Raw genomic sequence first — 26693 nt, 5'->3', positions numbered from 1 at the left:
AAATCCGGGTTAGGCTGCGCCGGAGCAGTGTGCTGCGAACGGCTGGAGGTCAACGGTGAACGACAGTGCGGCAGAAGCGCGACACGCCTGGATCGAATCGGGGGTGTTCGAGGTGGCACCGGGCGTGCACCGGATTCCGTTGCCACTGCCCAACGACGGGCTGCGCGCCGTCAACGTCTACGCCATCGAGGACGGTGACGGCCTGGTGCTCATCGACTCCGGCTGGGCCCTGGACGAGGCGCGGGACCAGCTCGAATCCGCGCTGGGCGAGCTCGGGTACGGCTTCGAGGACGTGCAGCGCTTCCTGGTCACCCACGCCCACCGCGACCACTACACGCTCGCCGTGGCGCTGCGGCGCAACTTCGGCTCGCGCATCAGCCTCGGCGCGGGCGAACAACCTTCGGTGGAAGCGCTTCTGTCCAACCGGCAAGAGGCCGAAGCGGAGCGCCTGCGACGCTGGGGCGCCGACGAGCTGCTCACCAAGCTGGCCGAGGCCTACGGCGGGCAGGCGCCGAAGTCCCGCAGCCGCTACGAACTCCCGGACGAGTGGCTGGAAGGCAAGGTCGAAATCCTGCTGGTGTCCCGAACCCTGCTCGCCGTGCCGACGCCGGGGCACACCCGGGGCCACGTCGTGTTCCTGGATTCCGCGTCGTCGCTGATGTTCTCCGGCGACCACGTCCTGCCGCACATCACGCCGTCCATCGGCGTCGAGCCCGCGCGGCCCGAACTCCCGCTGCGCGACTACCTGGATTCGCTGCGGCTGGTGCAGTCCTATCCGGACATGCGGCTGCTGCCCGCGCACGGCCCGGCGGGCGGGAGTTCGCACACCCGGGCCGTGGAGCTGCTCCGACATCACGAGAAAAGGCTGGAGCAGACGGCCGAAGTGGTCCGCGACGGTGCGGGCACAGCGTACGAGGCGGCGCTGAAGCTCGGCTGGACCCGCCGCAACCACAAGCTGCTCGACCTCGACCTGCTCAACCAGGTCCTCGCGGTCGGCGAGACCAACGCGCACCTGGATGTCCTTGTCACCCGCGGAATCCTGACGTCATCCACGCCGGACGGAGTAGTTGAGTACGCGGTTTCGCGCGAGGGCTGAGCCTGCGGAGGCGGTACGCCGGTCGTGAGTCTTCTGGTGCGGCAACCCAAAAGATTCACGACCGCCGGCTTACGCCAGCAGGAGGCGGACGGTGAGCTCCAAGCGGTTGGAGACGTCGGAGGCCGACGCCCGGCGCGTCACCCAGGCGACCAGGTTGGACAGCCACACGTCGCCGATCACGCGCGCGATTGCCTTCTCCTCGTCGGTGGGCTCGTCCTGGGTCATGGCGTTGGTGAAGAACCGCTCCACCAGCGCCGCGACGGCGTCCACCTCGGCGGCGGCCGAGGTGTCGGCGAACATGAACGCGCGGGTCATCGCCTCGGTCAGCTGCGGGTTGCGCTGCAGTGTCCGGGTGGTGCGGTTGAGCACGAACATGACCCGCTCGTAAGGCGTTTCGCCGGGGATCTTGGCGCGGTCCATCTTTTCCTGGGTCCGCTCGAACTCCCGGGCCAGGCCGGTTACCAGCAGGTGGATCTTGGACGGGAAGTACCGGTACAGCGTCCCCAGCGCCACGTCGGCCTTCTCCGCCACGGTGCGCATCTGGACCGCGTCGTAGCCGCCCTTTGTGGCCAGTGTGATTGTCGCGTCGATGATCCGCTTGCGGCGTTCGTGCTGGGCCGTGGAACTGGTCTCGTCGTCCCGGAGCGCTTGCAGCACATTCCGCGAGGTGCTTGCCATGCAGCGTCGGCCCCCTCGAAGACTCGTTGGTCGAGAACCGCGTGTTGGGTCGCCACGCGGCTCGTTGCCGCACCACCCTGACGGGTTAAGGTGATCGACGTGGTTCGATCGAAACATGTTCCAGTCTACCCAGCCCGCTGGGCGCGGGCTGTGTGAGGTGAACCGTGCGGATCGCGTTGCTGTCCTACCGGAGCAAGCCGCACTGCGGCGGGCAAGGCGTCTACGTCCGGCACCTCAGCCGGGGGCTGGCCGAACTGGGGCACCACGTCGAGGTTTTCTCCGGTAGGCCGTACCCGGAGCTGGATCCCGGGGTCGACCTGACCGCGGTGGACAGCCTCGACCTCTACGACGAGGCGGACCCGTTCCGCACTCCGGGCTGGCGGGAACTGCGTGACGTCGTCGACCTGCTGGAGGTCGGCACCATGTGGACCGCCGGGTTCCCGGAGCCGCTGACCTTCAGCCTGCGCGCGGCGAAGCTGTTGCGCGCCCGGTCCCACGAGTTCGACGTGGTGCACGACAACCAGTGCCTCGGGTACGGGCTGCTGTCCCTGCAGCGCGCCGGGATTCCGCTGGTGGCGACGGTGCACCACCCCATCACGCACGACCGCCGGGTGGATTTGGCCGGTGCCACCGGCTGGCGGCGATTAGGCGTGCGCCGCTGGTACGGCTTCACCCGGATGCAGGCCCGGGTGGCCCGCCGCATCCCGCAGCTGTTGACCGTTTCGGAGTCGTCGGCCCTCGACATCCGCCGCGATTTCGGCGTCGGCGCGCAGCAGCTGCGGGTGGTTCCGCTGGGCGTGGACGCCGAGGTGTTCAAGCCGGCGACCGCTCCGCGCGTGCCGGGCCGCATCGTGGCGATGGCCAGCGCGGACACCCCGATGAAGGGCATCGGCACGCTGCTGGAGGCGGTCGCGAAGCTGCGCACCGAACGCACCGTGGAGCTGGTGCTGGTCACGAAGCTGACCCCCGGCGGCCCGACCGAGCAGCGCATCGAGGAACTGGCCATCGGCGACGTGGTGCGCACCGTCAACGGCCTCAGCGATGCAGCGCTGGCCGAGCTGCTCGGCTCCGCCGAGGTGGCCTGCGTGCCGTCGCTGTACGAGGGGTTCTCGCTGCCGACCGTCGAGGCGATGGCCTGCGCGACGCCGCTGGTGGCCAGCCGGGCCGGAGCGATCCCGGAGGTGGCCGGGCCGGACGGCGAATGCGCCGACCTGGTTCCGCCCGGCGAGGCCGAAGCGCTGGCGGCGGCGCTGGCCGGACTGCTCGACTCGGCCGATCGGCGGCAGCGGCTCGGCGCGGCGGGCCGGGCGCGGGTCTTGGCGAAGTACAGCTGGAAATCGGTGGCAGCGGCGACGGTCGACTGCTACGCCGAGGCGATCGCGCGGAGGGCGCGCGCCGGGGAAGGAGCAACTTGCTGACGGTGGACTTCGACAAGCTCGGCGTGCGACCGGGCCAGCGGGCGCTGGACCTGGGCTGCGGCGCGGGGCGGCACGCCTTCGAGCTCTATCGGCGCGGGGCGGACGTGATCGCCTTCGACCAGGACGTCGCGGAGCTGGAGAACGTGGCGGCGATGTTCGCCGCGATGAGGGCCGAGAACCAGGTGCCCGACGGCGCCGCCGCGCAGACCGTTTCCGGTGACGCGCTCGCGCTGCCGTTCCCGGACGAGCACTTCGACTGCGTCATCGCCTCGGAGATCATGGAGCACATCCCCGAGGACGAGAAGGCGATGCGCGAGATGGTGCGCGTCGTCAAACCCGGCGGCCGGGTCGTGGTGACCGTGCCGCGCTGGTGGCCGGAGAAGATCTGCTGGGCGCTGTCGGACGAGTACCACCAGGTCGAGGGCGGCCACGTGCGGATCTACACCGCCGACGAGCTGATCGGCAAGCTCCGCGACGCGGGCCTGCGCCCGGCCTTCCACCACCATGCGCACGCCCTGCACTCGCCGTACTGGTGGCTCAAGTGCGCGGTGGGCACCGACAACGACGACCACCCGCTGCCGAAGGCCTACCACCAGATGCTGGTGTGGGACCTGATGAAGGGTCCCTGGATCACCCGCACCGCCGAGCGCCTGCTGGACCCGGTGATGGGCAAGAGCATCGCGGTCTACCTGGGAAAGCCGGGAGCGGCCCGTGCCGGGGCCTGAGGTCCCGGGCGTGCTGTCCGCCGAGGCGGCCGTCCAGACTGGCAAGGCCATCGCGGTGACGCAGCTGGCATCGGGTGCGGTGCCGTGGTTTCCGGGCGGGCACGTGGATCCGTGGGACCACGTCGAGTCGGCGATGGCGATGGCCGCGACAGGTCTGCTCTCCGAGGCCGAGTGCGCCTACGAGTGGCTGCGTGGAACCCAGCGCGCGGACGGGTCCTGGCCCTTGCAGGTGCGCGACGGGCGGATCGAGGACGCCGGCGCGGACACCAACTTCTGCGCGTACCCCGCCGTCGGCGTGTGGCACTACCTGCTGATCAGCGGCGACGACGCGTTCGCGGAGCGGATGTGGCCGGTGGTGCGGGCCGCGATCGACTTCGTGCTCACCGCGCAGCGGGAGCGGGGCGAGATCGACTGGGCGGTGGGCGAGTCCGGCATCCCGACCGGCGAGGCGCTGCTGTCGGGATGTTCCAGCATCCACCACAGCCTGCGCTGCGCGCTCGCGCTGGCCGACTACCTGGACCAGCCGCAGCCGGGCTGGGAGGTGGCGCTGGGCCGGCTCGGGCACGCGTTGCGCCGCCACCCAGCGGCGTTCACGCCGAAGCACCGGTACTCGATGGACTGGTACTACCCGATCCTCGGCGGTGTACTACGCGGCGAGGCTGCGCGGCAGCGGCTGTTCGCCCGCTGGTCGGACTTCGTGGTCGACGGGCTGGGGGTGCGCTGCGTCGACGACCACCCGTGGGTCACCGGCGCGGAGACCTGTGAACTGGTGCTGAGCCTCGATGCGCTGGACGAGCATCACCGCGCCCGCGAGCTGTTCGCGGCGATGCAGCACCTGCGCGACCCGGACGGCTCGTACTGGACGGGCTTGGTCTACGCCGACGGCAAGCGCTGGCCGGAGGAGCGCTCCACCTGGACCGGCGCCGCTGTGGTCCTAGCTGCGGATGCGCTGTCCCGCGCGACGCCGGGAAATGGCATCTTCCGAGGTGAGAAGCTCCCGACGGGCCTGCCGGTCGAGAACGTCCCCTGCTGCGAACTCGAGTACGTCCCCGGCACCTGACCGATCGCTTACCGGTCCCGTCCGTCCGCAATTTCCACAGAGCGTTTTCTGACCTCTTCTTGCGTTGTGGCGCGGTGCGGAACCTCAGCGGGCTTCTCGACTCCGGGATCCCCGACACACGTATGTCCCCGTCGCGTCGGGGCTGTCCTCGCGAGATGGCCGCTGTGAACCCGCGGCGGTGCCGGTTGCGAGGGTGCAGCCTCGTACTGTGGGATTTCGGGCGTCGCGGTTGCGGATCGGCCAGGACGAAAAGCGCTCAATGGAGCACAGACCTCTGATTTCCATTGAAATCGCGGGATCTCAGGGGAGGGATCCCGGAGTTCCGGTGGTGCGTTGCAGGACTCGGAGGGAGCCGACGACTCGGGTTTCGCGGAACGCTCCCGTTTCCAGGGCTCGGCAATAGATGCGGTACGGCGCCTGGCCTCCGTCGTTGGGGTCCGGGAAGACGTCGTGGATCACCAGGACACCGCCCGGCACCACCCAGTGCGCCCAGCCTTCGTAGTCGGTGTTGGCCGCCGTGTCGGTGTGTCCGCCGTCGATGAACAGCAGCGACAGCGGGGTTCGCCAGAACTCCGCGACCGCGCCGGAGCGGCCGACGATCGCGGTCACCTCGTCCTCCAGTCCGGCCCGCGTGATCGTCCGCCGGAATTCGCCCAGCGTGTCCAGCTTCCCGACGGCCGGGTCGACCAGGTTCGGGTCGTGGTACTCCCAGCCGGGCTGGTGCTCTTCGGAGCCCCGGTGGTGGTCGACGGTGACGATCCGGCCGCCGGTGTTTCGCGCCGCTGCGCCGAGGTATACGGCGGACTTGCCGCAGTAGGTGCCGATCTCGACCGCAAGGCCGGTGCCGAGGTGCTCCAGCGCGGCCTCGTAGAGCGCCTGTCCTTCCTCGGGCGGCATGAACCCGGTGGCGTGCTCGGCGAGTTCGCGCAGATTCGCCGGGATCGGGGGGTGCTGCTCGCGGTCGGTGGCCGATCCCTGCGTCACGTGTGTCCTCCGTCTGGTCCGGTTCGGTGCCGCCGGAATACTACCTTCTGAACTGGACAGTTCCGGTAGAACATGTTGTCGTTCACCGCGCCGGAGCGCCGCCATCGTCGTCGTCATCGGCATCCGGCTGCTCGCATTGCGGCGCACCCGCCGGTCCTACAAGAACAAGTTTCAATACCTGGTGAAGCACAACGGCCCCAGCGCCCCGCGAGCCGCGCGCGATCCGGTCAACCTCCCGATGATCCACAACTGAGTGGCGGCGATCGGGGACGGGAACCCGGTCTACACCTCGGAATCCGGCGCGGCGCCATCGGTCCACGGCGGGCTCGTCGCGCCCCCGGCGATGGTGCAGGTGTGGACCATGAGCGGGTTGCACCCGCAGCGCGACATCGGCGATCCGCTGTACGCGATGATGGCCGTGCTCGACGACGCGGGCTACCCGTCGGTCGTGGCGACCAACTGCGTGCAGACCTCTACCACTGGTACCTGCGGCACGGCGAACGGCTCGCCGTGTCCACCAGGCTGGACAGCGTCGTCGGGCCGAAGAAGACCGGCCTCGGGGAAGGCTGGTGCGTCACCACCCGCAACACCCGGTACGCCGGCGACGAGCCGGTGGCCGAGATGCCCTTCCGCGTCCTCAAGTTCCGCCCGCCGGAGAAGGAACCCGAAGCACCGCAACAGCAATCCGCCACCGAAGGTCATCCAGCCGGTGATCAACCGGGACACCGCGTACTTCTGGGAGGGCGCGGCGGCCGGTGAGCTGCGCATCCAGCGCTGCGGCCGGTGCGGGCTGCTGCGGCACCCGCCGGGGCCGATGTGCCCGGAATGCGGCGCCGCGACGCGGACGCACCTGGTCTCCGAAGGGCTCGGCGAGGTCTACAGCTCCATCGTCCACCACCACCCGCTGATGCCGGGCAAGGACCTACCGCTGGTCGTGGCGCTGGTCGAGCTGGACGAAGGCGTGCGGGTACTGGGCGAGCTGCTCGGAGTGGCCCCGGAGGACGTCCGGATCGGCCACCGGGTGGCGGTCGACTTCCAGCGGATCGACGACGAACTGGTGCTGCCGGGATGGAGGCTCCATGAGTGACGGAATACCGGTGGCGCTGGCTCGGACGCGGTCGCTCGCCGAGCTGACCATCGGCGATGCGCTGCCGGAGGAGCGCATCGAGGTATCGCCGACCTTCGTAGCACGTCAGCGGCACGGTTCGGGCGGCGTTGCCGGAGGTCGCGCGGTGAGCACGATTTCGGGCAGCGCGGCGATCGTCGGGATCGGTGCGACGGAGTTCTTCAAGGGATCCGGGCGCAGCGAACCGCAACTGGCCGCCGAGGCCGTTCGGGCCGCCCTCGCGGACGCCGGGCTGGAACCGTCCGATGTGGATGGTCTGGTGACCTTCAACATGGACAACAACACCGAAACCGCCGTCGTCAGGGAACTGGGCATCCCGAGCTGACCTTCTTCAGCCGCATCCACTACGGCGACGGCGCGGCCTGCGCGACTGTGCAGCAGACCGCCACATGGCTGTCGCCACCGGCACGGCCGACGTCGTGGTCTGCTAGCGGGCGTTCAACGAGCGGTCCGGGCGCCGGTTCGGGCAGGTGCAGGCGGCGGCAGCAGGCACGCCGACCTCGGCGGGGCTGGACAACAGCTGGTCCTACCCGGTCGGTGGCCACGCCCGGCACGCAGGTCGCGATGTTCGCCCGCCGCTACCTGCACACCTACGGCGCGACCAGCGAAGACTTCGGCCGCGTCGCGGTGGCCGACCGAAAGTGCGCCGCGACCAGTCCCAACGCCTGGTTCTACCAGCGGCCGACCACCCTGGCCGATCACCAGGCGTCGCGCTGGGTCACCGAGCCGCTGCGGTTGCTGGACTGCTGCCAGGAAAGCGACGGCGGGGTGGCGATCGTGGTGACGAGCCGGGACCGGGCCGCGGACCTGCGGCACTCGCCGGCCGTGGTGGCGGCGGCCCAGGGCAGCGGCGCCGACCAGTTCACCATGACCAGCTACTACCGGGAAGACCTGGCCGCGTTGCCGGAGAGGGCCACGATGCGGTGTCAGCAGGACGCGCCGCACTTGATGCAGATGCGGCCGCCACCGCCCTGCCTCGGCACCGGGGCGTGGCAGCCGCCTTGCGGACATTCGTCCATTCTGGTGATGTGCGGGGGTCTGAGTCGGAGCGTGACCTGGCCGCCGAATTGCGCTGACTTGGCCCGGAACACGCCGACACTCATGGTTCGCTCCCGCTCTTCGTACTCTAGGAGTTCACGTCGGCCGAGATCGCGTCGAAGAAAAGGTGCAGACGGTCGGCTTCCCGGGGGAAATTCGGGCACGCGGAGTGGTCACGGGCAGTGGCGTTGCGGTTCTCCCGGATGCGCTCGACCCCGGTTTAACCGTTCAGGGCGTCGAGTAATCCCCGGAGTCGGGATCGCAGGTGATCGCGCAGGTCGTCCGGGGCGTCGATGCTGAAGTCGGCGTCCAGGACCGCGAGGTCGAGCACGCGGCGGGTGATCGCGGGCAGCGTGTCCTCGCCGAGCTGGACGGTGCAGCTGCCGTCGTCGATCGTGGTGACCCTGCTCGGCAGCAACGGGTGCAGGTGCTCACGCACGGTTGCCGCGGAGGCCTGCACCGTGACCCGAGCGGCGTATTGGTAGGGCGCGTCGATGATCGAGCGGCGCAGGTAGTCGGCGGGGCTTTCGGCCGGTAGCGGTCGCGGGTCGAAGCGGCGACCGGTGGCCAGCGGCTGGTCCAGGCGGTCGACCCGAAAGGTGCGCCAGTCGTCGCGTTCGGGGTCGAAGGCGATCAAGTACCACAGGCCGCGCACCGCGATCATGCTGTGCGGTTCGACGCGGCGGGATTCCGTTGCGCCGCCCCGCTTTTCGTAGTCGAAGGACAGAATCTCGTGGTCCCGGCAAGCCGCCGCGACGACCGCCAGAGTCCCGGCGTCGACCCGCGGTCCCTCGCGCACCGGCACGGGCACCGTTGCGCCCGCGACGGCGCTCACCCGGCCGCGCAGCCGGGCCGGGAGCACCCGCTCCAGCTTGGCCAGCGCGCGGATCGAGCTCTCCTCGATGCCGGTCACGCTTCCGCTGGCTGCGGTGAGCAGCCCGGCCGCCACCGCGACCGCTTCGTCGTCGTCAAGCAGCAGCGGCGGCAGGTTCTTGCCCGAGGCCAGCCGGTATCCGCCCGCGGTGCCGGTGGTGCTTTCGACGGGATAGCCGAGTTCGCGGAGCCGGTCGATGTCGCGGCGCACGGTGCGGCCGGTGACCTCCAGCCGGTCCGCGAGTTCGGCCCCGGACCACTCCCGCCGACCCTGCAACAGCGACAACAAGCGGAGCAACCGAGCGGGGAGCGTCGTCGTCATGTTCTCCAGAATCCCACACCTTGAGGACAAGATCTGTCCTCAAGGCGAGTTAGCGTTCTCGGCATGGCTCCGAACGAATTCGCCGCACTGACCGACCTCGTGCAAGGACCGGTGCTCCTGCCGGGCGATGCCGACTACGACACCGAACGCTCTGGGTTCCAGACCTTCGGCCAACGCCGACCGCAGGTCGTGGTGGCCGCGGTTGACGGGGACGACGTGAAAGCCGCGATCGGGTTCGCGGCGGCGCGCGACCTCCCGATCGCGGTGCTGAGCACCGGTCACGGTGTCGCGGCTGAGGTCAAGGGCGGAGTGCTGATCACGACCGGCCGCATGTCGGAGGTCCGGATCGACGCCGAGCGGCGCGCCGCGTGGTTCGCCGCGGGCGTGCGGTGGGGTCAGGTTGTCGAGGCCGCGGCGGAGTTCGGGTTGGCGCCGCTGTCTGGTGGTGCGCCGCACGTCGGAGCCGTGTCCTACACCCTCGGCGGCGGCCTCGGGCACCTCTCGCGGCGCTACGGCTACGCCGCCGACCACGTGCGGAGCATCGAGGTCGTCACCGCCGATGGGCAGTTGCGTCGCGTCACCGCCGAATCTGATCCCGAGCTGTTCTGGGCGCTGCGCGGGGCGGGCGGCAACTTCGGGGTGGTGACCGGCATGGAGGTCGACCTGATGCCGGTGTCGCACCTCTACGGCGGGGCGCTGTACTTCGACGCGCACCTGATCGGGGATTTGCTGCGGGCCTGGCAGGTGTGGACCCGCGACCTGCCCGACGAGATGACGTCATCGGTCGCCCTGGTGCCGTTCCCGGACACCCCGGCCCTGCCGGAGCCGCTGCGCGGTCGCCACGTGGTGCACGTGCGCATCGCTTACGCCGGCGACCCGGCGGCCGGGGAGCAGTTGGTCGAGCCGCTGCGCGCGGTCGGGCCGACGCTGATCGACTCGGTGCGCGAGATGCCGTACCGGGAGGTGGATTCGATCTGCAACGACCCGGTCCGCCCGATGCCGTACGTCACGGACAACTCCATGCTGCGCGACTTCGACGACTTGGCGATCAAGACTCTCCTCGACCTGGTCGGCCCGGACGCTCCGCAACGGTGCGTGGTGGAGGTCCGCCACCTCGGCGGAGCGGTGTCCCGGCCAGCCGACAATTGCGTTGGACACCGGGACGCGCCGTACGTCTTCGGCGTCAATTCGAAGGTCGACGACGCGACGGTCGACGCGGCCCGCGAGCTCCAGAGCCGTGTCCTGCGCGAGATGTCCCCCTGGTCGACCGGCGGTCGCAACCTCAACTTCCTCGCGGGCGGCAGCGCCAACACCGCTAAAGTCCGCGAGGCCTACGAGCCCGCCGATTACAACCGCCTCGCGGTCCTGAAGGCGACCCGCGACCCGAAGAATCTCTTTCGCCTCAACCACAACATCCCGCCGGCGCCCTGATCCGTCGGCGGATGTTCCGGGGGATGGGCGCCTTCGGCTGGCGCAGCCGGTCGAAGTTGGCCTTCACCCCCGTGCCCGACCGGATCATTCGTAGGTGATGTGGATTTCGTCGGTGACCGGGAGGGATTGGCAGGCCAGGACGATGCCGTCGGCGAAGACGCCCGGCGGCTTCGACGTCGAGTTCGGCTGCGACGGCAGGCAGGTCGACGACGAGGACTGGATCGCCCGCGAGAGCACAGCAGTCAGCCTGTGGGGCCACGACTTCAGCGTCGCCGCGAGCTCATGACCGGAGACCAGGTGAAAGGCACCCGTGCCCGAGTTGCCGTGACGCGGGTGCCCCTCACCCCCGAGCCGGCGGAGTTCCGGCGGGTGCTCGGGCACCTTCTGCACCGGGGTGACGGTCGTGACGGGGTTGGAGGGCGAGCGGCCGGTGGGCTTCGCCTGCCAGTCGTTCGCGGCACCGTCCCTGGACCTGCCTCTGGTGCTGTTCTGTCCGTCCTGAACGTCCCGGGCCTGGCCGGTACTGGAGCGCACGGGGCGGTTGCGCCAACGTCCTCGCGAAGTCACAGCAGCCCGTCAGCACGGTGTTCGGCCGAAACGGCGACGACAAGTTCGCCGGCGTCCGCTGGCACCCGGTCCCGTCCGCTGGCATCCGGTCCCGTCCGCTGGCATCGTCCCGCCCGGTGCACCCACCTCGACGGAGCTCTGACCTGGATCGACTGCAACGTCTTGGCGGTGCACGAAGCAGGCGACCACTACATCGCCATCGGTCGGGTCCAATCCCTGGGCGAAACTACGGCGGCCGCCCCGCTGCTCTTCTACCGGGGCACCTACGCCGGTCTCAGCCCGACGCCGGAATCCCCGCCAACGGACTTGGACGCCTTTCTCACCACGATCCACCCGGACGATTGGCTGTAACCGCCGGCTGATCAGGGCCCGCAAGTACTTCTGGGCGCTGCAGGGACTGTTTGGGATTTCCTTCTGCCTGGAGGTTCCGCTAGCAGCCCCAGCGGGAGCGGTCCGGTTCCGCACCGCCAACCGGCGTGGAGCGAACGGCCTGTTTGCGTCAATAGGCCCGGATCCACCGGTGTTGTGGTGAAAGTTGTTGGTGTGGGGCGAACGGCCTGTTTGGGTCGGTAGGTGGCATGAACGGTCCGTTCGCTTCTACCAGCGCATTCCAAAACGGTTCCCATAGCGCCTGAAAGTGCGCACGGGTCACGGTGCGTTCAGCGGAGGCGTTCGATGATCGTGCCCGTGGCCAGCGCTCCTCCCACGCACATCGTGGTCAGGGCCGTCGTCGCGTCGCGGCGTTCCAGCTCGTGCAGGGCGGTGGTGATCAGGCGGGCTCCTGTGTTGTCCACCGGGTGGCCCAGCACTATCGCGCCGCCGTTGACGTTGACCCGGTCCGGGTCGGGTTCGTGCACCGCGGCCCACGACAGCACCACCGAGGCGAACGCCTCGTTGACTTCGAAGAGGTCGATGTCCCCGAGCTTCATCCCGCTGAGCTCCAGAATCCGCTGCATGGCCTGCACCGGGCCGTCCAGGTGGTAGTACGGTTCGCCGTCGGCCAAGGCACTGCGCGATGGTCCGGGCGCGGGGCGCTGGCCGAGTTCGGCGGCCCGGTCGGCGTCGGCCAGCAGCATGGCCGCCGTGCCGTCGGAGATCTGCGACGACGTCCCGGCGGTGTGCATCCCGTTCTCCAGAACGGGTTTCAGGCCACCAAGCTCCTGCATGCTGGGCTCCCGCAGGCCCTCGTCGCGGGTCACCGGATCGGCATCGGGGACGTGGACCGGGACGATCTCGCCGTCGAAGCGGCCCCCGCGCCACGCCGCCTGCGCGGTCCTGGGAGCGCAGCCCGAAGGCGTCCAGGTCGACGCGGCTGATCCCGCGACGCGCGGCGATGCGGTCGGCGGGCTCGTACTGGTTCGGCAGGTCGATGTCCCACGACTCCTGTCGCGGCATGCCCACGCCCGCGCCGAGGTTGCTGCGCAGCGGCACGCGGCTCATTGCCTCGACACCGCAGGAGATGCCCACCCGCACCGCGTCCGCGGCGATCAGGCCCGCGATGAGGTGCGTGGCCTGCTGCGCCGATCCGCAATGCGCGTCTACGGTGGTGCACCCGACCTGGTGGCGCAGGCCGTAGTGCAGCCACGCCGTGCGTACGAGGTTGTTCGATTGCTCGCCGGCTTGGGTCACGCAACCGCCGATCAGCGGGTTGACCTCGGCGGCGCGGATGCCCGCGCGGTCGAGCAGGCCGCGTTGCGCCGCGCCGAGGATCTCGGCGGCGTGCAGTCCCGCAAGCCGGCCGCAGTGCTTGCCGATCGGGGTGCGGACCGTTCCCACGATCACCGGATTGCCCACCTGGACCTTCTCCTGATAGGCCGAACCGAAAGTAGAACATGTTCTGACTCGCAAACAGGCGTGCCAATCAAATTTGATCAAACATGTTGCTTTTCACTCGATTCAACGATAGTTACAGGGGTTTACTGAACCTTGGAAGTGTGGTTCTCTTGCTTAGAACTCGTTCCATTTATCCGGTCGGATAACGCGTCGCTGTAGGAGGTTGCCGTGGTCGCACCGCGCATTCCGGAGGGCTTCGACTTCACCGATCCCGACCTGCTCGCCGAACGGCTGCCGCTGGCCGAGTTCGCCGAACTGCGCCGCACCGCGCCGGTGTGGTGGAACCGGCAGCCCGACCGTCGGAGCGGGTTCGACGACGGCGGCTACTGGGTGATCAGCCGGCACGCCGACGTCAAAGAGGTATCCCGGCGCAGCGACGTGTTCTCCAGCTGGGAGAACACCGCCGTCATCCGGTTCAACGAGAGCATGACCCGCGAGCAGATCGAGCTGCAGCGCTTCATCATGCTCAACATCGACCCGCCGCAGCACACCAAGCTGCGCAAGATCGTGCAGCGCGGCTTCACCCCGCGGGCCATCAACAGCCTGGAATCGGCGCTGCGGGACCGTGCGCAGCGGATCGCCACCGAGGCCCGCGAGCGCGGCAGCGGCGACTTCGTCACCGACGTGGCCTGCGAGCTCCCGCTGCAGGCCATCGCGGAACTGCTCGGGCTCCCGCAAGAGCACCGCAAGGAGATCTTCGACTGGTCGAACCAGATGATCGGCTACGACGACCCGGAGTACGGCGTCCAGCCGGAGGTCGCCGCCGCCGAGATGCTCGGCTACTTCACCAACATGGCCGAGGAGCGCCGCGGCTGCCCGATGGACGACATCGTGACCAAGCTGGTCCAGGCCGACATCGACGGCAACGCGCTGACCGCGGACGAGTTCGGGTTCTTCGTGATCCTGCTGGCGGTGGCGGGCAACGAGACCACCCGCAACGCCATCACCCACGGAATGCTCGCGTTCCTGGACAACCCGGAGCAGTGGGAGCTCTACAAGGAGCAGCGCCCGGCGACGACGGCGGACGAGATCGTCCGGTGGGCGACCCCGGTGGTGGCTTTCCAGCGCACCGCGACGGAGGACGTCGAACTCGGCGGCGTCGAGATCAAGCGGGGCCAGCGGGTCGGCATGTTCTACAGCTCCGCAAACTTCGACCCCGAGGTCTTCGACGAGCCGGAGCGCTTCGACATCACCCGCGACCCGAACCCGCACGTCGGGTTCGGCGGCACCGGCGCGCACTACTGCCTCGGCGCGAACCTGGCCCGCCTGGAGATCGACCTGATCTTCAACGCGATCGCCAACCACATGCCGGACATCACGCGGATCGGCGAACCTCGCCGCCTCCGCTCCGGCTGGCTCAACGGCATCAAGGAAGTCCAGGTTCAGTACACCTGATCGGCGGAAGTACGCCCGATCCGGTGCGATGTCGCGCGATTCCATTGAAATCGGACCTCCGATTTTAATGGAATCGCGGGCGGGGACGGAGCGAGCGAGCGCCCGTGAGCGAGCAACTGGGATCTCGGGTGGTCTTCTGCTCGAAGGGATCATCGGGCCGGGCGCAGGGTGGCCATTGCCCGGTCGAATTCCCAGAAGGCGCGCATCGAGCGGATCAGGCCGGCTTCGTCCACGCGGTAGACGAAGACCCCTTCGGCGTCCATCGCGTTGCCGTCCGGGAGGAACGTCGTGATCCGGCCGACGTTGGCGACTTCGCGGCCGGCGGTGAACGAGTCGTGGATGTGGAACTCGATGCGGTCGGCCTGGGCTATCGCCAGGTCCCAGAAGGCGGCGATGCCGTCGTGGCCGTGGTGGCCCCGGCCTTCGGGGTCGAAGAGCGACGGGCCGACCGGGTCTTCCACGACGCCGTCCGGCGCGAATAGCGCCACCCACTCGTCCTTGGCACCGCGCGTCACCGCGCTCATCGACGCCAGTGCCGCGTCGCGAGCCGGGTGCGGCTCACGGCTCGCCGCCCAGTGCACGCCCTTGCCGTCACCGTTCATGTCCTGTCCTCCTGATCCCGAAGTCCTGGTCCGTGGACGAATTCTCGGTGAAACTGCGCCAAGTCCTAGCCCGGCCGTGTTCCCGACGGCGTGTCTGCATCGGTGCCGCGCGGCGGTTAGTTCTTGGGAAGTGGCTAGTTCTCGGGAAGTTCGTCAACGTCCAGGTTGTGGTCGCGCCAACTCCGCGTTTTTCTGCTCACGCATGTTCTCCATGCGGTGGTGCAGTGCTGTTTCTCGGGGAATTCGGTTGCCGGTCAAACGTTTTCGATCACTGTCTCCGAGAACTTCGCGATCGAAGCCTGCTTCGTCGCCAGGTCTGCGTCGAAGCCGTGGCCGTCGAGCAGCCACGGGACCACGATCGCGTCCGTCACGCCGATTTCGGCCTGCTCGCGGTAGCCGTCCACGCCGAAGCTGTCCACGCACACCGCCTGGATCTCGAACGGCTCGCCAGCTCGCCCGTAAGAGGAGCGCAGCTCGGTCAGCTGGTCGATGGTGGTCCGCAGTTCGTCGATGCCCATCATCGCCGACGCCCAGCCGTCGCCCACCCGGGCCGCTCGGCGCAGCGCCGCTTTGGTGTGGCCGCCGATGTAGATCGGCACCGGCTGGCTCGGGGCAGGGCTCATCTGCAAGCGGTCGAAGTCGAAGAACTCCCCGTGGTGCTCGACCATTCCGCCGCCGAGGATCAGCCTCAGGACCTCGATCGCCTCGTCCACCCGTGCGCCGCGCTTCGCGTATGGCGCGCCGCACCACTCGAACTCCTCCGGCGCCCAGCCGAGCCCGATGCCCAGGCCGAACCGGTCGCCGGTGAGCACCGCCACCGACGCCAGCTGGCGCGCCAGCAGCACTGGATTGCGCGGCCCCAGCTTGAGCACCGAGGTGTAGAACCGCAGGCGCGAGGTCACCGAGCCCATTGCCGCGGCGGCGACCAGCGGATCCACCCACGGAGTTTCCGCGGTCCACATCCGGGAGCCGTCTGGGGTGTACGGGTATTCCGCCGAGACCTGCTCCGAGTAGAACAGCGAGTCCGGCAGGGCGATCGAGGCGTAGCCGCATTCCTCGGCGGCGCGGGCCAGCTCGGTGAGCTGGTCCAGCGGGCTCATCGCGACGGACAGCGTGAACTTCATCGTTCCCCCGGTCTCTTCGCGCCCACGACCCACATCGAGAAGTACTGCGAGCCACCGCCGTAGGCGTGGCTCAGGGCGGTGCGGGCACTGGCCACCTGGTGCTCACCCGGTTTGCTGGTCACCTGCATAGCCGCCTCGGTGAACCGTAGCAGCCCGGACGCGCCGATCCGGTTCGACGACAGCACTCCGCCGGAGGGGTTGACCGGCAATCGCCCGCCCAGCGCGGTTTCCCCGGCCTCGGTGCGCCTCCAGCCCTGGCCGGTCGCCGCGAATCCGAGGTTCTCCAGCCACATCGGCTCGAACCAGGAGAACGGCACCCAGCTCTCCGCGATGTCCACTTCGGACAACGGATCGGTGATGCCGCCGAGGACTTCCCGAAGCCGTACACCAGCGCCGTGTCGACCTCGTTGGTGCGGATCTTCACCTACGCCTCGTACAGGCCCAGGCCGCGTCCATCTCCACGTGCGACTCGTTGATCGGAGGGAACGCGCCGATGGCGTCGACCGCCGCGATGAACGAGAACGCCCGCCCCGCCAGGTAATCCGACGATCCCGAGCACCAGAACCCGGTGTCGTCCTTGGCGAGCCCGGTGTCGGCGCGGAAGATCGGCACCAGCACCTCGACGCCGTTGGTGGTCCCGTGGGTGGCGCGCACGTTCGGTGCCTGCGCGAACCCGATGACGGCTACGTCTGTCACGACGGATTCCTCGGAGTTTGTCTTTGCAGCGGCGAAGCCGCTCAGCCCACCTTCGCAAGTCGACCACCCGCGGGTTCTCCGGGGCTTCTCTGGAGGACAGCCCCGGCGCTTTGCATTAGACGTCCATGAGTCTGCGATCCCGGACCGGCTCTCCTCGGGCGATGCCGAGCGCTGGTAGCTCAGGTGTACCGGGGTCGTCAACATCGTGACGGGTTCGGTGCCCGGCTCGTCGTGCCCAGTAGCGACGTCGGATTCCGGTTGGAAGCAGGCGATGTCGCGGATGCCCTTGGCGCGTTCCTCGGCCCAGCGCGCCTGCACCCGCATCCCGGTGCGGATCTGCCCTGGTGAAGGAACGTCGACGGCGTGTAGCAAGGGCGTGTCCGCCCGTCGAGACGCACGAATGCCCAGGCGAACGGGCGTTGCAGCGGCCTGGCCTTCCAGCGGGCTCGGCAACCACGACCAGCTGACGACGGTGCCGTGCGGTCCGACCGGCACGAACTCGTCGAGAACGGCGGCGGTGTCCGGGTCGTATTCGACCGGCGGCACGTGCACCCGGCCGTCGCTGCCGCGCACCCCGACGATGCGTCGGGCGCGCAGCGCGGTGGCGAACCGGCCGTGCACCGGGCCCAGGGAACGCGTCTAGGCGAAGCCGATTTCGAGCGGTGCGCTGAGTGGTTCGGAGAGCCCAGTCACGCCCTGAAGTGAAACATGTTCTCGATTTTGGAGCATTATCCGGGCACCATGACCGGAGGTGTCGCATGGCCGGACGAGGAGGTTCGCTGATGAGGATCGGGCTGCAACTCGGCTACTGGGGAGCGACCCCGCCGCCGAACGCGGAAGAACTCGTTATCGAAGCCGAGCGCGTCAAGTTCGATGGGATTTTCGCGGCGGAGTCCTGGGGATCGGACGCGTTCACGCCGCTGGCCTGGTGGGGTTCCCGCACGAGCCGGATGCGGCTGGGCACGTCCGTCGCGCAGATCTCGGCGCGTTCGCCGGCTTCGTGCGCGATGCACGCGCTGACCCTCGACCACCTCTCCGGCGGGCGCTGCGTGCTGGGGCTCGGCGTTTCCGGCCCGCAGGTCGTCGAAGGCTGGTACGGCGAGCCATTCGCGAAACCCCTTGCGCGGACGCGGGAATACGTCTCGATCGTGCGCCAGGTGCTGGCCCGCGAGGCTCCGGTGCGCAACGACGGACCGCACCACCCGTTGCCCTACGACGGACGGGGCTCGCTCGGGCTGGGCAAGTCGCTGCGCCCGATCACCCATCCGCTGCGCGCCGACCTGCCGATCTGGCTGGGTGCCGAAGGCCCGCGCAACGTCGCCCAGACCGCCGAGATCGCCGACGGGTGGCTGGCGGTGTACTACTCGCCGCGCATCGCCGGGATGTATGCGGACTGGCTGGGCGAGGGGTTCGCGCGGCCGGGCGCCCGCCGCAGCCGCGACGAGTTCGAGATCGCGGCCAGCTGCCAGGTGGTCGTCACCGACGACCCGGCGGCCGAGCGGGCGCGGCTGAAGCCGTCGCTGGCGCTCTACATCGGCGGGATGGGTGCGCCGGGCATGAACTTCCACGCCGAGCTCTTCCGCCGGATGGACTACGGACCTGCCGTCGACGACGTCGTGCGGCTGTTCGCGGCCGGGCGTCGGGAGGACGCGGTCGCGGCCGTGCCGGACGAGATGGTCGACGACATCGCGATCATCGGTGACGCCGATGCGGTGCGGAACCGGGTGCGGGAGTGGGAGAAGGCGGGGGTGGACACGTTGCTGGTGGGCTGTCGCGAAGCCGGGCACGTCCGGGGCGTCGCGGAGGCATTGGGGCTTGCCGGAGATTTGTAACGAGTTCTCATTTGGGGTGATTCCTTTTGGTAGCCATAGTGGATAGTCTTTTGTTGCCCTGCCGTTATGCAGGGCTTTTGCCTGGTCGGGCTGTCGGCTTGGGCCTCCCTCCCCGCCGAGGCGGGCTGCGGTGATCGCGCGCTGTGAAGGTGAAGCGCGCGAGACCGTAAGCACTGGTCAGCGTCGCGTCGGCGCTTCGCAGTGGTTTCCCGTCCAAGGTTCGGCGGCGTGTCTGGCAGCTCGGATGATGGCGGGCAGCAATGCATCGACCGAATTGTGCGGCGTGACGATGGCTTTCGCGCTGGCGGGGTGGCTGCTGCGGCACCCGGCAATGCTGCTGACCGTGTCGTGGGTGGCGTGTGGTACTGGGCGTGGGACTGGGTGTCCCTGGTCATCGCGGCCGGTGGTCTGGTGGCGGCCGGTGTGGTGTGGCGGCTTGCGTACGCAGCGAGTTTCGAGCGCCGCTGCGGGCGGCAGCTTCGCTCTGGTGTGCTGCGGATGTGGGTGTATGGATTGCGGTGGCCTCGGTGGCCTCGGTGGCCTCGGTGGGCGCGGGCTGCGCACCGGGTGTACCACGATGCGGACTTCACGGAACCGGTTGTGCCTGCGCTCCGACCCGACGTAGGTGTTCCCGGATCTTCTCCGGCTCACCTGTCTCCGGCATCCGCGATTTCCCAAACCGCCTCTATAGCAACCAAAAGTGCTCACGAGTCCTGAGCTGCGGTGTCAGCGTCCTCGGAATCGGGGTTTGCGCTTCTCGGCGAAGGCGAGGGGGCCTTCCTTGGCGTCCTCGCTGGAGAAGACCTCCATGCCTAGCCGAGCGTCCACAGTGAACGCCTCGTTCTCCGGCATGCCCTCGGTTTCCCGCATCGTCCGGAGGATCGCCCCAACCGCGAGGGGGCCGTTGGCGGCGATCAGATCCGCCAGCTCCAGGGCTTTGTCCAGGGCTTGGCCGTCGGGAACCACGTGGCCGATCAGGCCGAGGTCCTTCGCTTCCGGCGCGAAGATGTGCCTGCCGGTCAGCAGGATGTCGGCCGCGACGGTGTAGGGGATCTGGCGCGGCAGCCGGACCGCCGAGCCGCCCAGCGGGAACAGGCCCCACCGGGCCTCCGACACGCCGAACCGCGCGCTCTTGCCCGCCACGCGGATGTCGGTCGCCTGCAGGATCTCCGTGCCGCCCGCCACCGCGGGTCCTTCCACCGCCGCGATCAGCGGCTTCGTGAGGCGGCGGCCCTTGAGCAGGGGCTCGATCACGGACATGTCCATACCGCGCGAGGTGTCGCCGGGGTGGGCCTGCGTCATCGCCTTCAGGTCCGCGCCGACGGAGAACGCGCCGCCCGCGCCCGTCAGCACGCACGCCCGGATGTCGTCGTCGCGGTCCACCTGGTCCCAGGCCTGCCGCATGATTTCCAGCATCGGCCCGGACAGGGCGTTGCGGACCTCGGGTCGGTTCATCGTCACCACGAGCACCGCGCCGCGCCGTTCGACCAGGCAGTGCGGTTGCTCGACGACCTCTGTTGCCGACGTCATGGAAACCCTTCCACTGGGTGGATAACACTGCTTGCGTCGCGGGATCTGCGGCAGTAAACCGACCTCGCCAGCGTTGCGCCGCGACGGATCGTCACCAACGCGAATTGTGATTCGGCTTTCCGGATTCTTGCCGAGGACGATAACACGTTCTAGTTTCACGGGGTGGCATACAACATCGCAGATCTCTTTGAGCACGCCGTCGATCTGGTACCCGATCGCGTCGCCGTGGTCTGCGGCGAACGTCGCCTGACCTTCGCCCAGTTGGACCAGCGGGCCAACCGGCTGGCGCACCACCTCACGGCCCGCGGGCTCGGGCCGGGCTCGCACATCGGGGTCTACTCCCGCAATTCCGTCGAGGCGCTGGAGACCATGCTAGCGGCTTACAAGGTCCGCGCGGTGCCCATCAACATCAACTTCCGCTACGTGCCGAACGAATTGCGCTACATCTTCGACGACGCCGACCTCGCCGCGCTGGTGCACGAACGCCGCTACAGCGACCACGTGGCCAAGGTCCGGCCGGATTTCCCGCAACTGCGCGAGGTCCTTGTCATCGAGGACGGCACCGACGCCGATTGCACTGGGTATGGCGGTGTCGAGTACGAGTCGGCCTTGACCGGTCAATCCGCCGAACGGGACTTCCCCGAGCGCAGCGCCGACGACCTCTACCTGCTTTACACCGGCGGCACCACCGGCATGCCCAAGGGCGTGATGTGGCGTCACGAGGACGTGTGGCGGGTGCTCGGCGGCGGCATCGACTTCATGACCGGCGAAGCGATGCGCGACGAGTGGCAGCAGGCTCGCACCGGTGCCGAAAGCGGTGGCCTGATCTGGCTGGCCGCCGCACCGTTCATCCACGGCGCCGCGCAGTGGGCGAGCTTCGGCAACCTCTTCGCTTGCAGCACCGTGGTTTTCGTGCCGCAGTTCGACGCGCACGAGGTGTGGCGCACGATCGAGCGGGAGCGGGTCGACGTGCTGGCGATCGTGGGCGATGCGATGGCCAGACCGCTCATCGAGGCCTTACATGAGGGCGGCTACGACGCCTCGTCGCTGGTCGTGATTTCCAGCAGCGCCGCGCTCTTCTCGCCGTCGGTGCAGCGCCAATACCTCGACGCGCTGCCCAACGTGATGATTACTGACTCGATCGGCTCGTCGGAGACCGGGTTCAGCGGAATCGGCGTCATCGGCCGCGACAACGCGCAGACCGGCGGGCCGAGGGTCAACGCGGACGCCTTCACCACGGTGATCCGGGACGATGGCAGCTTCGCGCTGCCCGGCGAGATCGGGTGGCTGGCGCGCACCGGAAACCTGCCGCTGGGCTACTACAAGGACGAGGAGAAGTCCCGCTCGGTGTTCCGGGAGATCGACGGCAAGCGCTACGTCGCGCCGGGCGACTACGCGCGGATCGAGGACGACGGCACCGTCACGATGCTGGGCCGCGGCTCGGTGTCGATCAACACCGGCGGCGAGAAGGTCTTCCCGGACGAGGTCGAGGCCGCGCTCAAGTCGCACCCGGACGTGTTCGACGCGCTGGTCGTCGGGGTGCCCGATGAGCGCCTCGGCCAGCGGGTCGCGGCCGTGGTGCAGCCTCGGGCGGGCTCGACCCCGGGACTCGCCGACCTCGACGCGCACGTCCGGGAGTGGATCGCCGGCTACAAGGTGCCGCGCAGTTTGTGGCTGGTGGACGAGGTCACCCGCTCACCCAGCGGAAAACCGGACTACGCCTGGGCGAAGCGGCACACCGAGACGCACGAGCCGACCGACGTGCGCGAGCCGTCGCGGCGCGAGACCGCCGCCGAACCCGGCTGAGCTCCGTTCCTCCCTTTAGGCGCCGAAGGCGCTTGGCACACCCTTGCAGTCGCTCACGTCGCTTGCCCGACGCCCCTGAGTCCTTCCGGCATCAGGTGGTGCGGCCCAGGGCCCAGAATCCCGAGTCCTCCAGCAGGACTTGGTACGTGGTTCCCGGGTTCCACCCGTCTGCTTCCTCGCGCACTTCCGCGGCCGTCTTGTCCGGCTCGTGGATGGCGACGTAGTCCGGGACGATCCCGTCGGTGTTGCCGGGCCAGAAGACCCGGCAGCGCCCGGTGAGGTGCGCGATCGTCGAATTGTTGGCGACGACCGTCGCGCCGTCCGGGATCATCGCGAGCACCCTCGACGCGGCCTCGGGGTCCTGCTGGAAGCGGTCGCTGCCGCTCTGGATCTGCTTGCCGATCGGCAGCGTGACGGCCAGTGCGACCGCCGCCGCCAGGACGAGCCCCGGCAGGTGCGACGCGTAGCCCCGCAACCAGGACGGGTGGGTCGCGCGCAGCCGGGCGATCGCGTCGACCATCGCGAGGGTGAGGATCGGCATCAGCACCGCGTTGTAGTGCCAGTCCGTGCTCCAGTAGTGCTCCTCGAGGGAGGCGAACCGCCAGCCGAGCGTCGGGAGGATGGCCAGCAGCACCGGCGACCGGAGCGCGAGCAGCCCCGTCGTCGGGATCAGGAGCCACAGCGCGGTGCCGGACTTCTCGTCCCAGCCTTCCAGCAGCGAGGCGGGAAACCCCACGTCGCCGGAGATCTTGTCCCAGTACCGGTATGCGCCCGTCGGGTTGAACGACGGGATGACCAGCAGGGTGATGCAGAACCAGGCGACGACGAACAGCACTGCGCTCACCACGGCGACCCGGGCGAACCGCTTGTCATGCTGCCTGGCTAGCCAGGCGAGCACGAGTGCGATGGCGGCGGCGGTGAGCGCGAGGTCGTCCTTGACCAGCACCAGCGGTGCGGTCAGGAGGAGGGCGCGCCACCACCGCTGCGACAGCGCCGCTTCGAGCGCGAACGCGACGAGCGGGACCGCGAAGCAGATCTCGTGGAAGTCGAAGTCAACGGCCCGTTGCACTCCCCAGGACAAGCCGTAGGCCACGCCCACGGACCACCCCCTGGTGTCGCCGAGCAACCGCGTTGCGGCTCTGGTCACCGCAACGATCGAGAGCGCGAACAGGGCCGCCTGCGCGACGAGCAGCGTCTGCGCGGAGGGAAACAGGAAGTAGAGCGGCGCGAGCAGTGCCAGCGCGGGGCTGAAGTGGTCGCCGAAGATGACGAACCCGGGGCCCAGCAGGTCCGCCACCGGCGTCCGGCCCTCCGCGTAGGACCGCACGACCTGCTCGAAGATCCCCAGGTCGAACGACATGGACGCGTACCCGGCGTAGCGCTCCAGCGAGATCCACGCGTAGCAGGCGAAGAACGCCGCCCACAGCAGGAACAGGACCGCCTGGTTCGACACCGCGCGGCGGTCGGAGTTCGCGGCAGTGGTGGGAACGAAGGTGGTCGTACTCATCGGAACTCCGTCGGGGTCAGCGTGTTGGAGGAGGCGGGCGGTTGCGAGGTGGACGAGGGGGAGGAGTTCGAGGGCAGGAGGGACGCGGAAGGCGTGGTGAGCCGCGACGAGGACGGACCGGCCGGGATCAGGGGCTGCGGATCGCGGCTGTGTACCGCCACCGAGGGGCGCGCTTGGTGGTCGGGGACGAGGCGGGGGTCAGGCACCGTCGTGATCCTCCGCACTCGACATGCCGCCCATCCGGGCCGCCACCTGCTGACGGCCACCCGCGTGGCGGTGACGCGCATCCACGCCTCCGGTGCGCCGTCGTGGAGCGGCGCTTCCGGGTGCTTACACACCCGCGCGAATGCTTCGTGCGCCACGTCTTAGGCTTCTTGGGCGTCACCGGTGACCAGGTACAGCTGTCCGATCGGCTGCCGGGCCGACAGCGCGTAGAACTCCTCGACCATCAAGGTTCGCGTTACCCCCGTGCGGTGTCCGTCATGAACCGTGTACTCCGGCTACGACGGTCCGGTTGACATCGCACTCGAATTTCCCGGTTGGATGTGATCACTGTCACTTCGCGGGTGTGTCGCGCGACGTTAACTCCACATTGGACAGGAAATCTGCGCGACGGCCGCCTAGCGTCGCGTGACGAGGACTTGCAGCAGATCGCGCAGGGTTTCCTGCTGGGCTTTGGTGAGCGGGATCAGCGGCGACCGGACGTTCAGGTGCTTGAGCACGGTGGTCCGGCTGCGCCGGCCGCTCGGGGTCAGCACGATCTGCTTGGCGCGCCGGTCCGTCGGGTGCGGCTTGCGCTCGATGAGGCCCTGCTGTTCGAGCTTGTCCAGCACGAACGTCGCATTGGAGGCCTCGCAGGACATCCTGGTGGCCAACTCGCGGGCGGTGATCGGCTCGGACAGCTCGCGGAGCGCGACGACCTGCGATGCGGTCAGGCCCAGTTTTCCGGCGACGCGGCGCACGTGGACGTCGAGGGCCTGCACGAACTGGTGTACCAGCTTGCGCACGTCCCGGTCGATCTGGCTGCTCGCCGACGGATTCCTCACCATGTCCCGAGTCTAGCGGCGATGATTCGAAACCGTGGTAGTTCTAGTTCACATCATCCGAATTCGGACGGCCCGTTCGCGGAGGTTCAGCGCGCGGCCAACGCGATGGGTCGTTTCGGCAAGCTGGAGGAGGTCGTGGCGGGAATCGCGTTCCTGGCCGGGCCGGGGCATCCTTCATTGCCGGTGCCGTCGTGGACGTCGACGGCGGGTACCTGGCCTGATTGGACACCGGTGAGTAGTGGGTGCCCGGGCGGTGCCGGATCGGGTCCGGCGTTTCGCAGCCTTCCGTGGCCAGCTGGCGTTTGACGATCTTGTTTGTCGCCGTTCGGGGCAGTTCCGCGGTCAGGCGGACGTAGCGGGGCCAGTGCTTCGGACCCAGATCCGATTGTGCGGCGAGGAAGTCGCCGGGGGTCGCGGGCGTCGAACGCCGGCGTCGCGACCAGCGTGGCCACCACCTGGTCGCCGACCTTCGGGTCGGGGTGCCGTACCCGGTGGCTTCAGTGATTTCGTTGTGGGTCAACAGGATTCGTTCGATCGGCGCGGTGCCGAAGTTCTCGCCGTCCACCCGCAGCCGGTCCGCCGAGCGGCCCGCGAAGTGGCAGAAGCCGTTCGCGGCAAGGTATGCGAGGTCGCCGCTCCAGTACATGCCGTCGCGGATCCGCTCCGCGTCGGCGGCAGCGCCGCGCCGCCGAGCAGGAACGCGAACTCCGGCACGTTGCCGAGCGGGACGCCGATGTGGAAGGAGTCCGGGCGGCACAGAGACTTCAGCAGCGAGGCGTACACGCCGCAATCGCGCACCTGCGCGGCCCACGACCAGGAGCGGTCCTCGAACCGCAGCCCTTAGCTGTCGTCGTCGGCACGGGCCAGCAGGAGCTCGGTCACCGTAGCGTCATCGGTCAGCCCGCCAGCACGTCGCCGAGCCGCCCCAACTGCGCAGCCGCACCGCCGAGGGAGAATTCGTTCCGCTTCGCCGCGACGAAGTAGCGGTGCAGCCGGTGGTCGAGATCGATGCCGACGCCGCCGTGGACGTGGACGGCGGTGTGCGCCACGCGGTGCCCGGATTCGGCGGCCCAGAACTTCGCGGTGGCGACCTCGGCCGCGCACGGCAGCCCCTCATCGGCTCGCCACGCCGCCTGCCACAGCGTCAGCCGCGCGGCCTCGACGTCGATGAACGCGTCCGCCAGCCGCTGCGCGACGGCCTGGAAGCTGCCGATCGGCCGCCCGAACTGGACACGCTCGCGGGCGTATTCGCTGGTCAGCTCCAACGCCCGCTCGACGACGCCCACCTGGTGGGCGCACGCGCCGACGGTCGCTCGCGTGAGCAGCCAGTCTAGCACCGCCGAATCGTCGCCGAGCGCCCGGTCGTCGCCGACCCGCACGCCGTCCAGCGTCAGCCACGCTTCGCTGTCGGCGTCGACGATGCGTTGCCGCTCGATCGACAACTGCTCGGGCTCGACGAGGAACACCCTCGATCCGTCCGATGTGGACGCCGGAACCAGCACGAGGTCGGCGACGGTGCCGGCCGGGACAGTGGTCTTGGTGCCGGTGAGCACCCAGCCGTCGGCCACGCGTTCGGCGCGGCACGCGGGGCGGTCCGGGTCGGGGTTGTTCTCCTCGGCCAGCGCGGCGGTGAGCACCAGTTCGCCCTTCGCCGCCGGGACGGCCCAGCGCTGCTGCTGGCCCGGGGTGCCGAACTGCGCCAGCGCCGCCGCGGCCGTGGTGATCGAGGCGAGGTAGGGCACGGGGGCGACCGCGCGCCCCAGCTCGATCAGCACGGAGCACTGCTCCAGCAGTCCGAAACCGCCGCCTCCGGCGGTGCTCGGCAGCGCGGCCGACAGCACCCCGGCGCGCGCGAGCTGTTTCCACAGTGCACGGTCGAAGCGGTCCGGCTCTTCTTCGACTTCGCGCAGCCGCTGGGCGGTCACGTGATCGTCGAGGATCTCCCTGGTCAGCCCGGCCAGATCGCCCTGGGCCTCGGTGCATGAGAAGTCCATGAATCCTCCG

20 protein-coding genes and 6 pseudogenes are annotated in these 26693 nt (G+C 69.1%); 13 read left to right on the top strand and 13 right to left on the bottom strand.

All coding sequences use genetic code 11. From position 1 onward, the window contains the following. The first annotated feature begins 55 nt into the window (after positions 1 to 55). A complete protein-coding gene (locus SSPN_RS0133725; RefSeq protein ID WP_010313699.1) occupies positions 56 to 1096 on the top strand; it encodes an MBL fold metallo-hydrolase in 1041 nt (346 codons plus the stop codon). A gap of 69 nt (positions 1097 to 1165) precedes the next feature. On the opposite strand, the gene kstR is transcribed toward SSPN_RS0133725, so the two are convergent. After that, positions 1166 to 1774, bottom strand: a complete 609-nt coding sequence (kstR, locus tag SSPN_RS0133720) for a cholesterol catabolism transcriptional regulator KstR (protein ID WP_029535992.1) — start codon at positions 1772 to 1774, stop codon at positions 1166 to 1168. Between the two features lie 164 nt (positions 1775 to 1938). Between kstR and SSPN_RS0133715 the strand changes: the two genes are divergently transcribed. From SSPN_RS0133715 to SSPN_RS0133705, 3 genes are read left to right on the top strand one after another with little or no spacing between them, the layout of a single operon-like run. Next, on the top strand, positions 1939 to 3192 hold the full coding sequence (locus SSPN_RS0133715) for a glycosyltransferase family 4 protein (RefSeq protein ID WP_010313697.1): 1254 nt from the start codon (positions 1939 to 1941) through the stop codon (positions 3190 to 3192). A gap of 2 nt (positions 3193 to 3194) precedes the next feature. After that, entirely contained in the window at positions 3195 to 3917 is a 723-nt protein-coding gene (locus SSPN_RS0133710; RefSeq protein ID WP_237710921.1) for a class I SAM-dependent methyltransferase, read from the top strand. Continuing rightward, complete coding sequence (locus SSPN_RS0133705) at positions 3904 to 4977, top strand: prenyltransferase (protein WP_010313695.1); 1074 nt, start codon at positions 3904 to 3906, stop codon at positions 4975 to 4977. The genes SSPN_RS0133710 and SSPN_RS0133705 overlap by 14 nt, the downstream gene beginning before the upstream one ends. A 300-nt stretch (positions 4978 to 5277) precedes the next feature. On the opposite strand, the gene SSPN_RS0133700 is transcribed toward SSPN_RS0133705, so the two are convergent. Next, positions 5278 to 5961: a class I SAM-dependent methyltransferase gene (locus SSPN_RS0133700; RefSeq protein WP_010313694.1), complete on the bottom strand. Its 684-nt coding sequence runs from the start codon at positions 5959 to 5961 to the stop codon at positions 5278 to 5280. A 253-nt stretch (positions 5962 to 6214) separates the two neighbouring features. On the opposite strand from SSPN_RS0133700, the gene SSPN_RS47065 reads away from it, so the two are divergent. Continuing rightward, positions 6215 to 7048: a bifunctional MaoC family dehydratase N-terminal/OB-fold nucleic acid binding domain-containing protein gene (locus tag SSPN_RS47065; RefSeq protein WP_010313690.1), complete on the top strand. Its 834-nt coding sequence runs from the start codon at positions 6215 to 6217 to the stop codon at positions 7046 to 7048. A gap of 145 nt (positions 7049 to 7193) precedes the next feature. Next, a pseudogene (locus tag SSPN_RS47060) lies at positions 7194 to 7996 on the top strand (thiolase family protein); the annotation flags it as partial. Between the two features lie 349 nt (positions 7997 to 8345). On the opposite strand, the gene SSPN_RS0133680 reads toward SSPN_RS47060, so the two are convergent. Continuing rightward, a complete protein-coding gene (locus SSPN_RS0133680) occupies positions 8346 to 9320 on the bottom strand; it encodes a helix-turn-helix transcriptional regulator (RefSeq protein WP_029535991.1) in 975 nt (324 codons plus the stop codon). A gap of 63 nt (positions 9321 to 9383) precedes the next feature. Here SSPN_RS0133680 and SSPN_RS0133675 point away from each other — a divergent pair, with 63 nt between their 5' ends. From SSPN_RS0133675 to SSPN_RS47055, 3 genes and pseudogenes are all read left to right on the top strand, one after another. Beyond that, entirely contained in the window at positions 9384 to 10751 is a 1368-nt protein-coding gene (locus SSPN_RS0133675; protein ID WP_010313684.1) for an FAD-binding oxidoreductase, read from the top strand. 154 nt (positions 10752 to 10905) lie between these two features. After that, a pseudogene (locus SSPN_RS55760) lies at positions 10906 to 11037 on the top strand (2,3-dihydroxybiphenyl 1,2-dioxygenase); the annotation flags it as partial. 203 nt (positions 11038 to 11240) lie between these two features. Further along, positions 11241 to 11669: a flavin reductase family protein gene (locus tag SSPN_RS47055; protein WP_237710920.1), complete on the top strand. Its 429-nt coding sequence runs from the start codon at positions 11241 to 11243 to the stop codon at positions 11667 to 11669. Positions 11670 to 11977: 308 nt separating this feature from the next. Here the strand turns inward: SSPN_RS47055 and SSPN_RS47050 are convergent. After that, positions 11978 to 13112, bottom strand: a pseudogene (locus SSPN_RS47050) (steroid 3-ketoacyl-CoA thiolase). 207 nt (positions 13113 to 13319) lie between these two features. Here SSPN_RS47050 and SSPN_RS0133655 point away from each other — a divergent pair. Further along, positions 13320 to 14546 (top strand): cytochrome P450, encoded by a 1227-nt coding sequence (locus SSPN_RS0133655; RefSeq protein WP_010313680.1) that lies wholly within the window; start codon positions 13320 to 13322, stop codon positions 14544 to 14546. A gap of 149 nt (positions 14547 to 14695) precedes the next feature. Here SSPN_RS0133655 and SSPN_RS0133650 read toward each other — a convergent pair whose 3' ends face one another. From SSPN_RS0133650 to SSPN_RS60785, 5 genes and pseudogenes are all read right to left on the bottom strand, one after another. Further along, positions 14696 to 15148 (bottom strand): nuclear transport factor 2 family protein, encoded by a 453-nt coding sequence (locus SSPN_RS0133650; RefSeq protein WP_010313679.1) that lies wholly within the window; start codon positions 15146 to 15148, stop codon positions 14696 to 14698. Positions 15149 to 15402: 254 nt separating this feature from the next. Continuing rightward, positions 15403 to 16272, bottom strand: coding sequence for a TIGR03619 family F420-dependent LLM class oxidoreductase (locus SSPN_RS0133645; protein ID WP_010313678.1), 870 nt, complete (start codon positions 16270 to 16272; stop codon positions 15403 to 15405). Then, a pseudogene (locus SSPN_RS0133640) lies at positions 16269 to 16637 on the bottom strand (thiolase C-terminal domain-containing protein); the annotation flags it as partial. The gene SSPN_RS0133645 and the pseudogene SSPN_RS0133640, both read right to left, overlap by 4 nt. Beyond that, positions 16634 to 16968 (bottom strand): annotated as a pseudogene (locus SSPN_RS55755) (lipid-transfer protein); the annotation flags it as partial. The pseudogenes SSPN_RS55755 and SSPN_RS0133640, both read right to left, overlap by 4 nt. A gap of 254 nt (positions 16969 to 17222) precedes the next feature. Further along, a pseudogene (locus tag SSPN_RS60785) lies at positions 17223 to 17598 on the bottom strand (Zn-ribbon domain-containing OB-fold protein); the annotation flags it as partial. A gap of 152 nt (positions 17599 to 17750) precedes the next feature. Between SSPN_RS60785 and SSPN_RS0133630 the strand changes: the two are divergent. After that, positions 17751 to 18800 (top strand): LLM class F420-dependent oxidoreductase, encoded by a 1050-nt coding sequence (locus SSPN_RS0133630; RefSeq protein ID WP_010313674.1) that lies wholly within the window; start codon positions 17751 to 17753, stop codon positions 18798 to 18800. A gap of 726 nt (positions 18801 to 19526) precedes the next feature. On the opposite strand, the gene SSPN_RS0133625 is transcribed toward SSPN_RS0133630, so the two are convergent. Next, positions 19527 to 20330, bottom strand: coding sequence for a crotonase/enoyl-CoA hydratase family protein (locus SSPN_RS0133625; RefSeq protein ID WP_010313672.1), 804 nt, complete (start codon positions 20328 to 20330; stop codon positions 19527 to 19529). A 162-nt stretch (positions 20331 to 20492) separates the two neighbouring features. Here SSPN_RS0133625 and SSPN_RS0133620 point away from each other — a divergent pair, with 162 nt between their 5' ends. Beyond that, entirely contained in the window at positions 20493 to 22136 is a 1644-nt protein-coding gene (locus SSPN_RS0133620; RefSeq protein WP_010313670.1) for an acyl-CoA synthetase, read from the top strand. A 91-nt stretch (positions 22137 to 22227) separates the two neighbouring features. Here SSPN_RS0133620 and SSPN_RS0133615 read toward each other — a convergent pair whose 3' ends face one another. Together SSPN_RS0133615 and SSPN_RS0133600 are read right to left on the bottom strand one after the other, a co-directional pair. After that, positions 22228 to 23643 carry a DUF2079 domain-containing protein gene (locus tag SSPN_RS0133615; protein WP_010313667.1) on the bottom strand — a complete coding sequence of 472 codons (1416 nt, stop codon included), beginning with the start codon at positions 23641 to 23643 and terminating at the stop codon, positions 22228 to 22230. A 620-nt stretch (positions 23644 to 24263) separates the two neighbouring features. Further along, positions 24264 to 24650 (bottom strand): MarR family winged helix-turn-helix transcriptional regulator, encoded by a 387-nt coding sequence (locus tag SSPN_RS0133600; RefSeq protein WP_237710885.1) that lies wholly within the window; start codon positions 24648 to 24650, stop codon positions 24264 to 24266. Between the two features lie 550 nt (positions 24651 to 25200). On the opposite strand from SSPN_RS0133600, the gene SSPN_RS54005 reads away from it, so the two are divergent. Beyond that, positions 25201 to 25533: a hypothetical protein gene (locus SSPN_RS54005; protein WP_085982161.1), complete on the top strand. Its 333-nt coding sequence runs from the start codon at positions 25201 to 25203 to the stop codon at positions 25531 to 25533. Positions 25534 to 25585: 52 nt separating this feature from the next. On the opposite strand, the gene SSPN_RS0133590 is transcribed toward SSPN_RS54005, so the two are convergent. Further along, positions 25586 to 26683 (bottom strand): acyl-CoA dehydrogenase family protein, encoded by a 1098-nt coding sequence (locus SSPN_RS0133590; protein ID WP_010313662.1) that lies wholly within the window; start codon positions 26681 to 26683, stop codon positions 25586 to 25588. Positions 26684 to 26693: the final 10 nt, after the last annotated feature.

The organism is Saccharopolyspora spinosa NRRL 18395, from assembly GCF_000194155.1.
Classification (GTDB): Bacteria; Actinomycetota; Actinomycetes; order Mycobacteriales; family Pseudonocardiaceae; genus Saccharopolyspora; species Saccharopolyspora spinosa.
This window is presented reverse-complemented; position numbering and strand designations above follow the sequence as displayed.

Bases quoted from the DNA above. Each gene is read 5' to 3' on its own strand.
- SSPN_RS0133645 (WP_010313678.1), bottom strand. From the start codon at position 16,272: ATGAAGTTCACGCTGTCCGTCGCGATGAGCCCGCTGGACCAGCTCACC.
- SSPN_RS0133630 (WP_010313674.1), top strand. From the start codon at position 17,751: ATGAGGATCGGGCTGCAACTCGGCTACTGGGGAGCGACCCCGCCGCCG.
- SSPN_RS0133615 (WP_010313667.1), bottom strand. From the start codon at position 23,643: ATGAGTACGACCACCTTCGTTCCCACCACTGCCGCGAACTCCGACCGC.
- SSPN_RS0133590 (WP_010313662.1), bottom strand. From the start codon at position 26,683: ATGGACTTCTCATGCACCGAGGCCCAGGGCGATCTGGCCGGGCTGACC.
- SSPN_RS0133680 (WP_029535991.1), bottom strand. From the start codon at position 9,320: ATGACGACGACGCTCCCCGCTCGGTTGCTCCGCTTGTTGTCGCTGTTG.
- SSPN_RS0133650 (WP_010313679.1), bottom strand. From the start codon at position 15,148: ATGAACGGTGACGGCAAGGGCGTGCACTGGGCGGCGAGCCGTGAGCCG.
- SSPN_RS0133675 (WP_010313684.1), top strand. From the start codon at position 9,384: ATGGCTCCGAACGAATTCGCCGCACTGACCGACCTCGTGCAAGGACCG.
- SSPN_RS0133625 (WP_010313672.1), bottom strand. From the start codon at position 20,330: ATGACGTCGGCAACAGAGGTCGTCGAGCAACCGCACTGCCTGGTCGAA.
- kstR (WP_029535992.1), bottom strand. From the start codon at position 1,774: ATGGCAAGCACCTCGCGGAATGTGCTGCAAGCGCTCCGGGACGACGAG.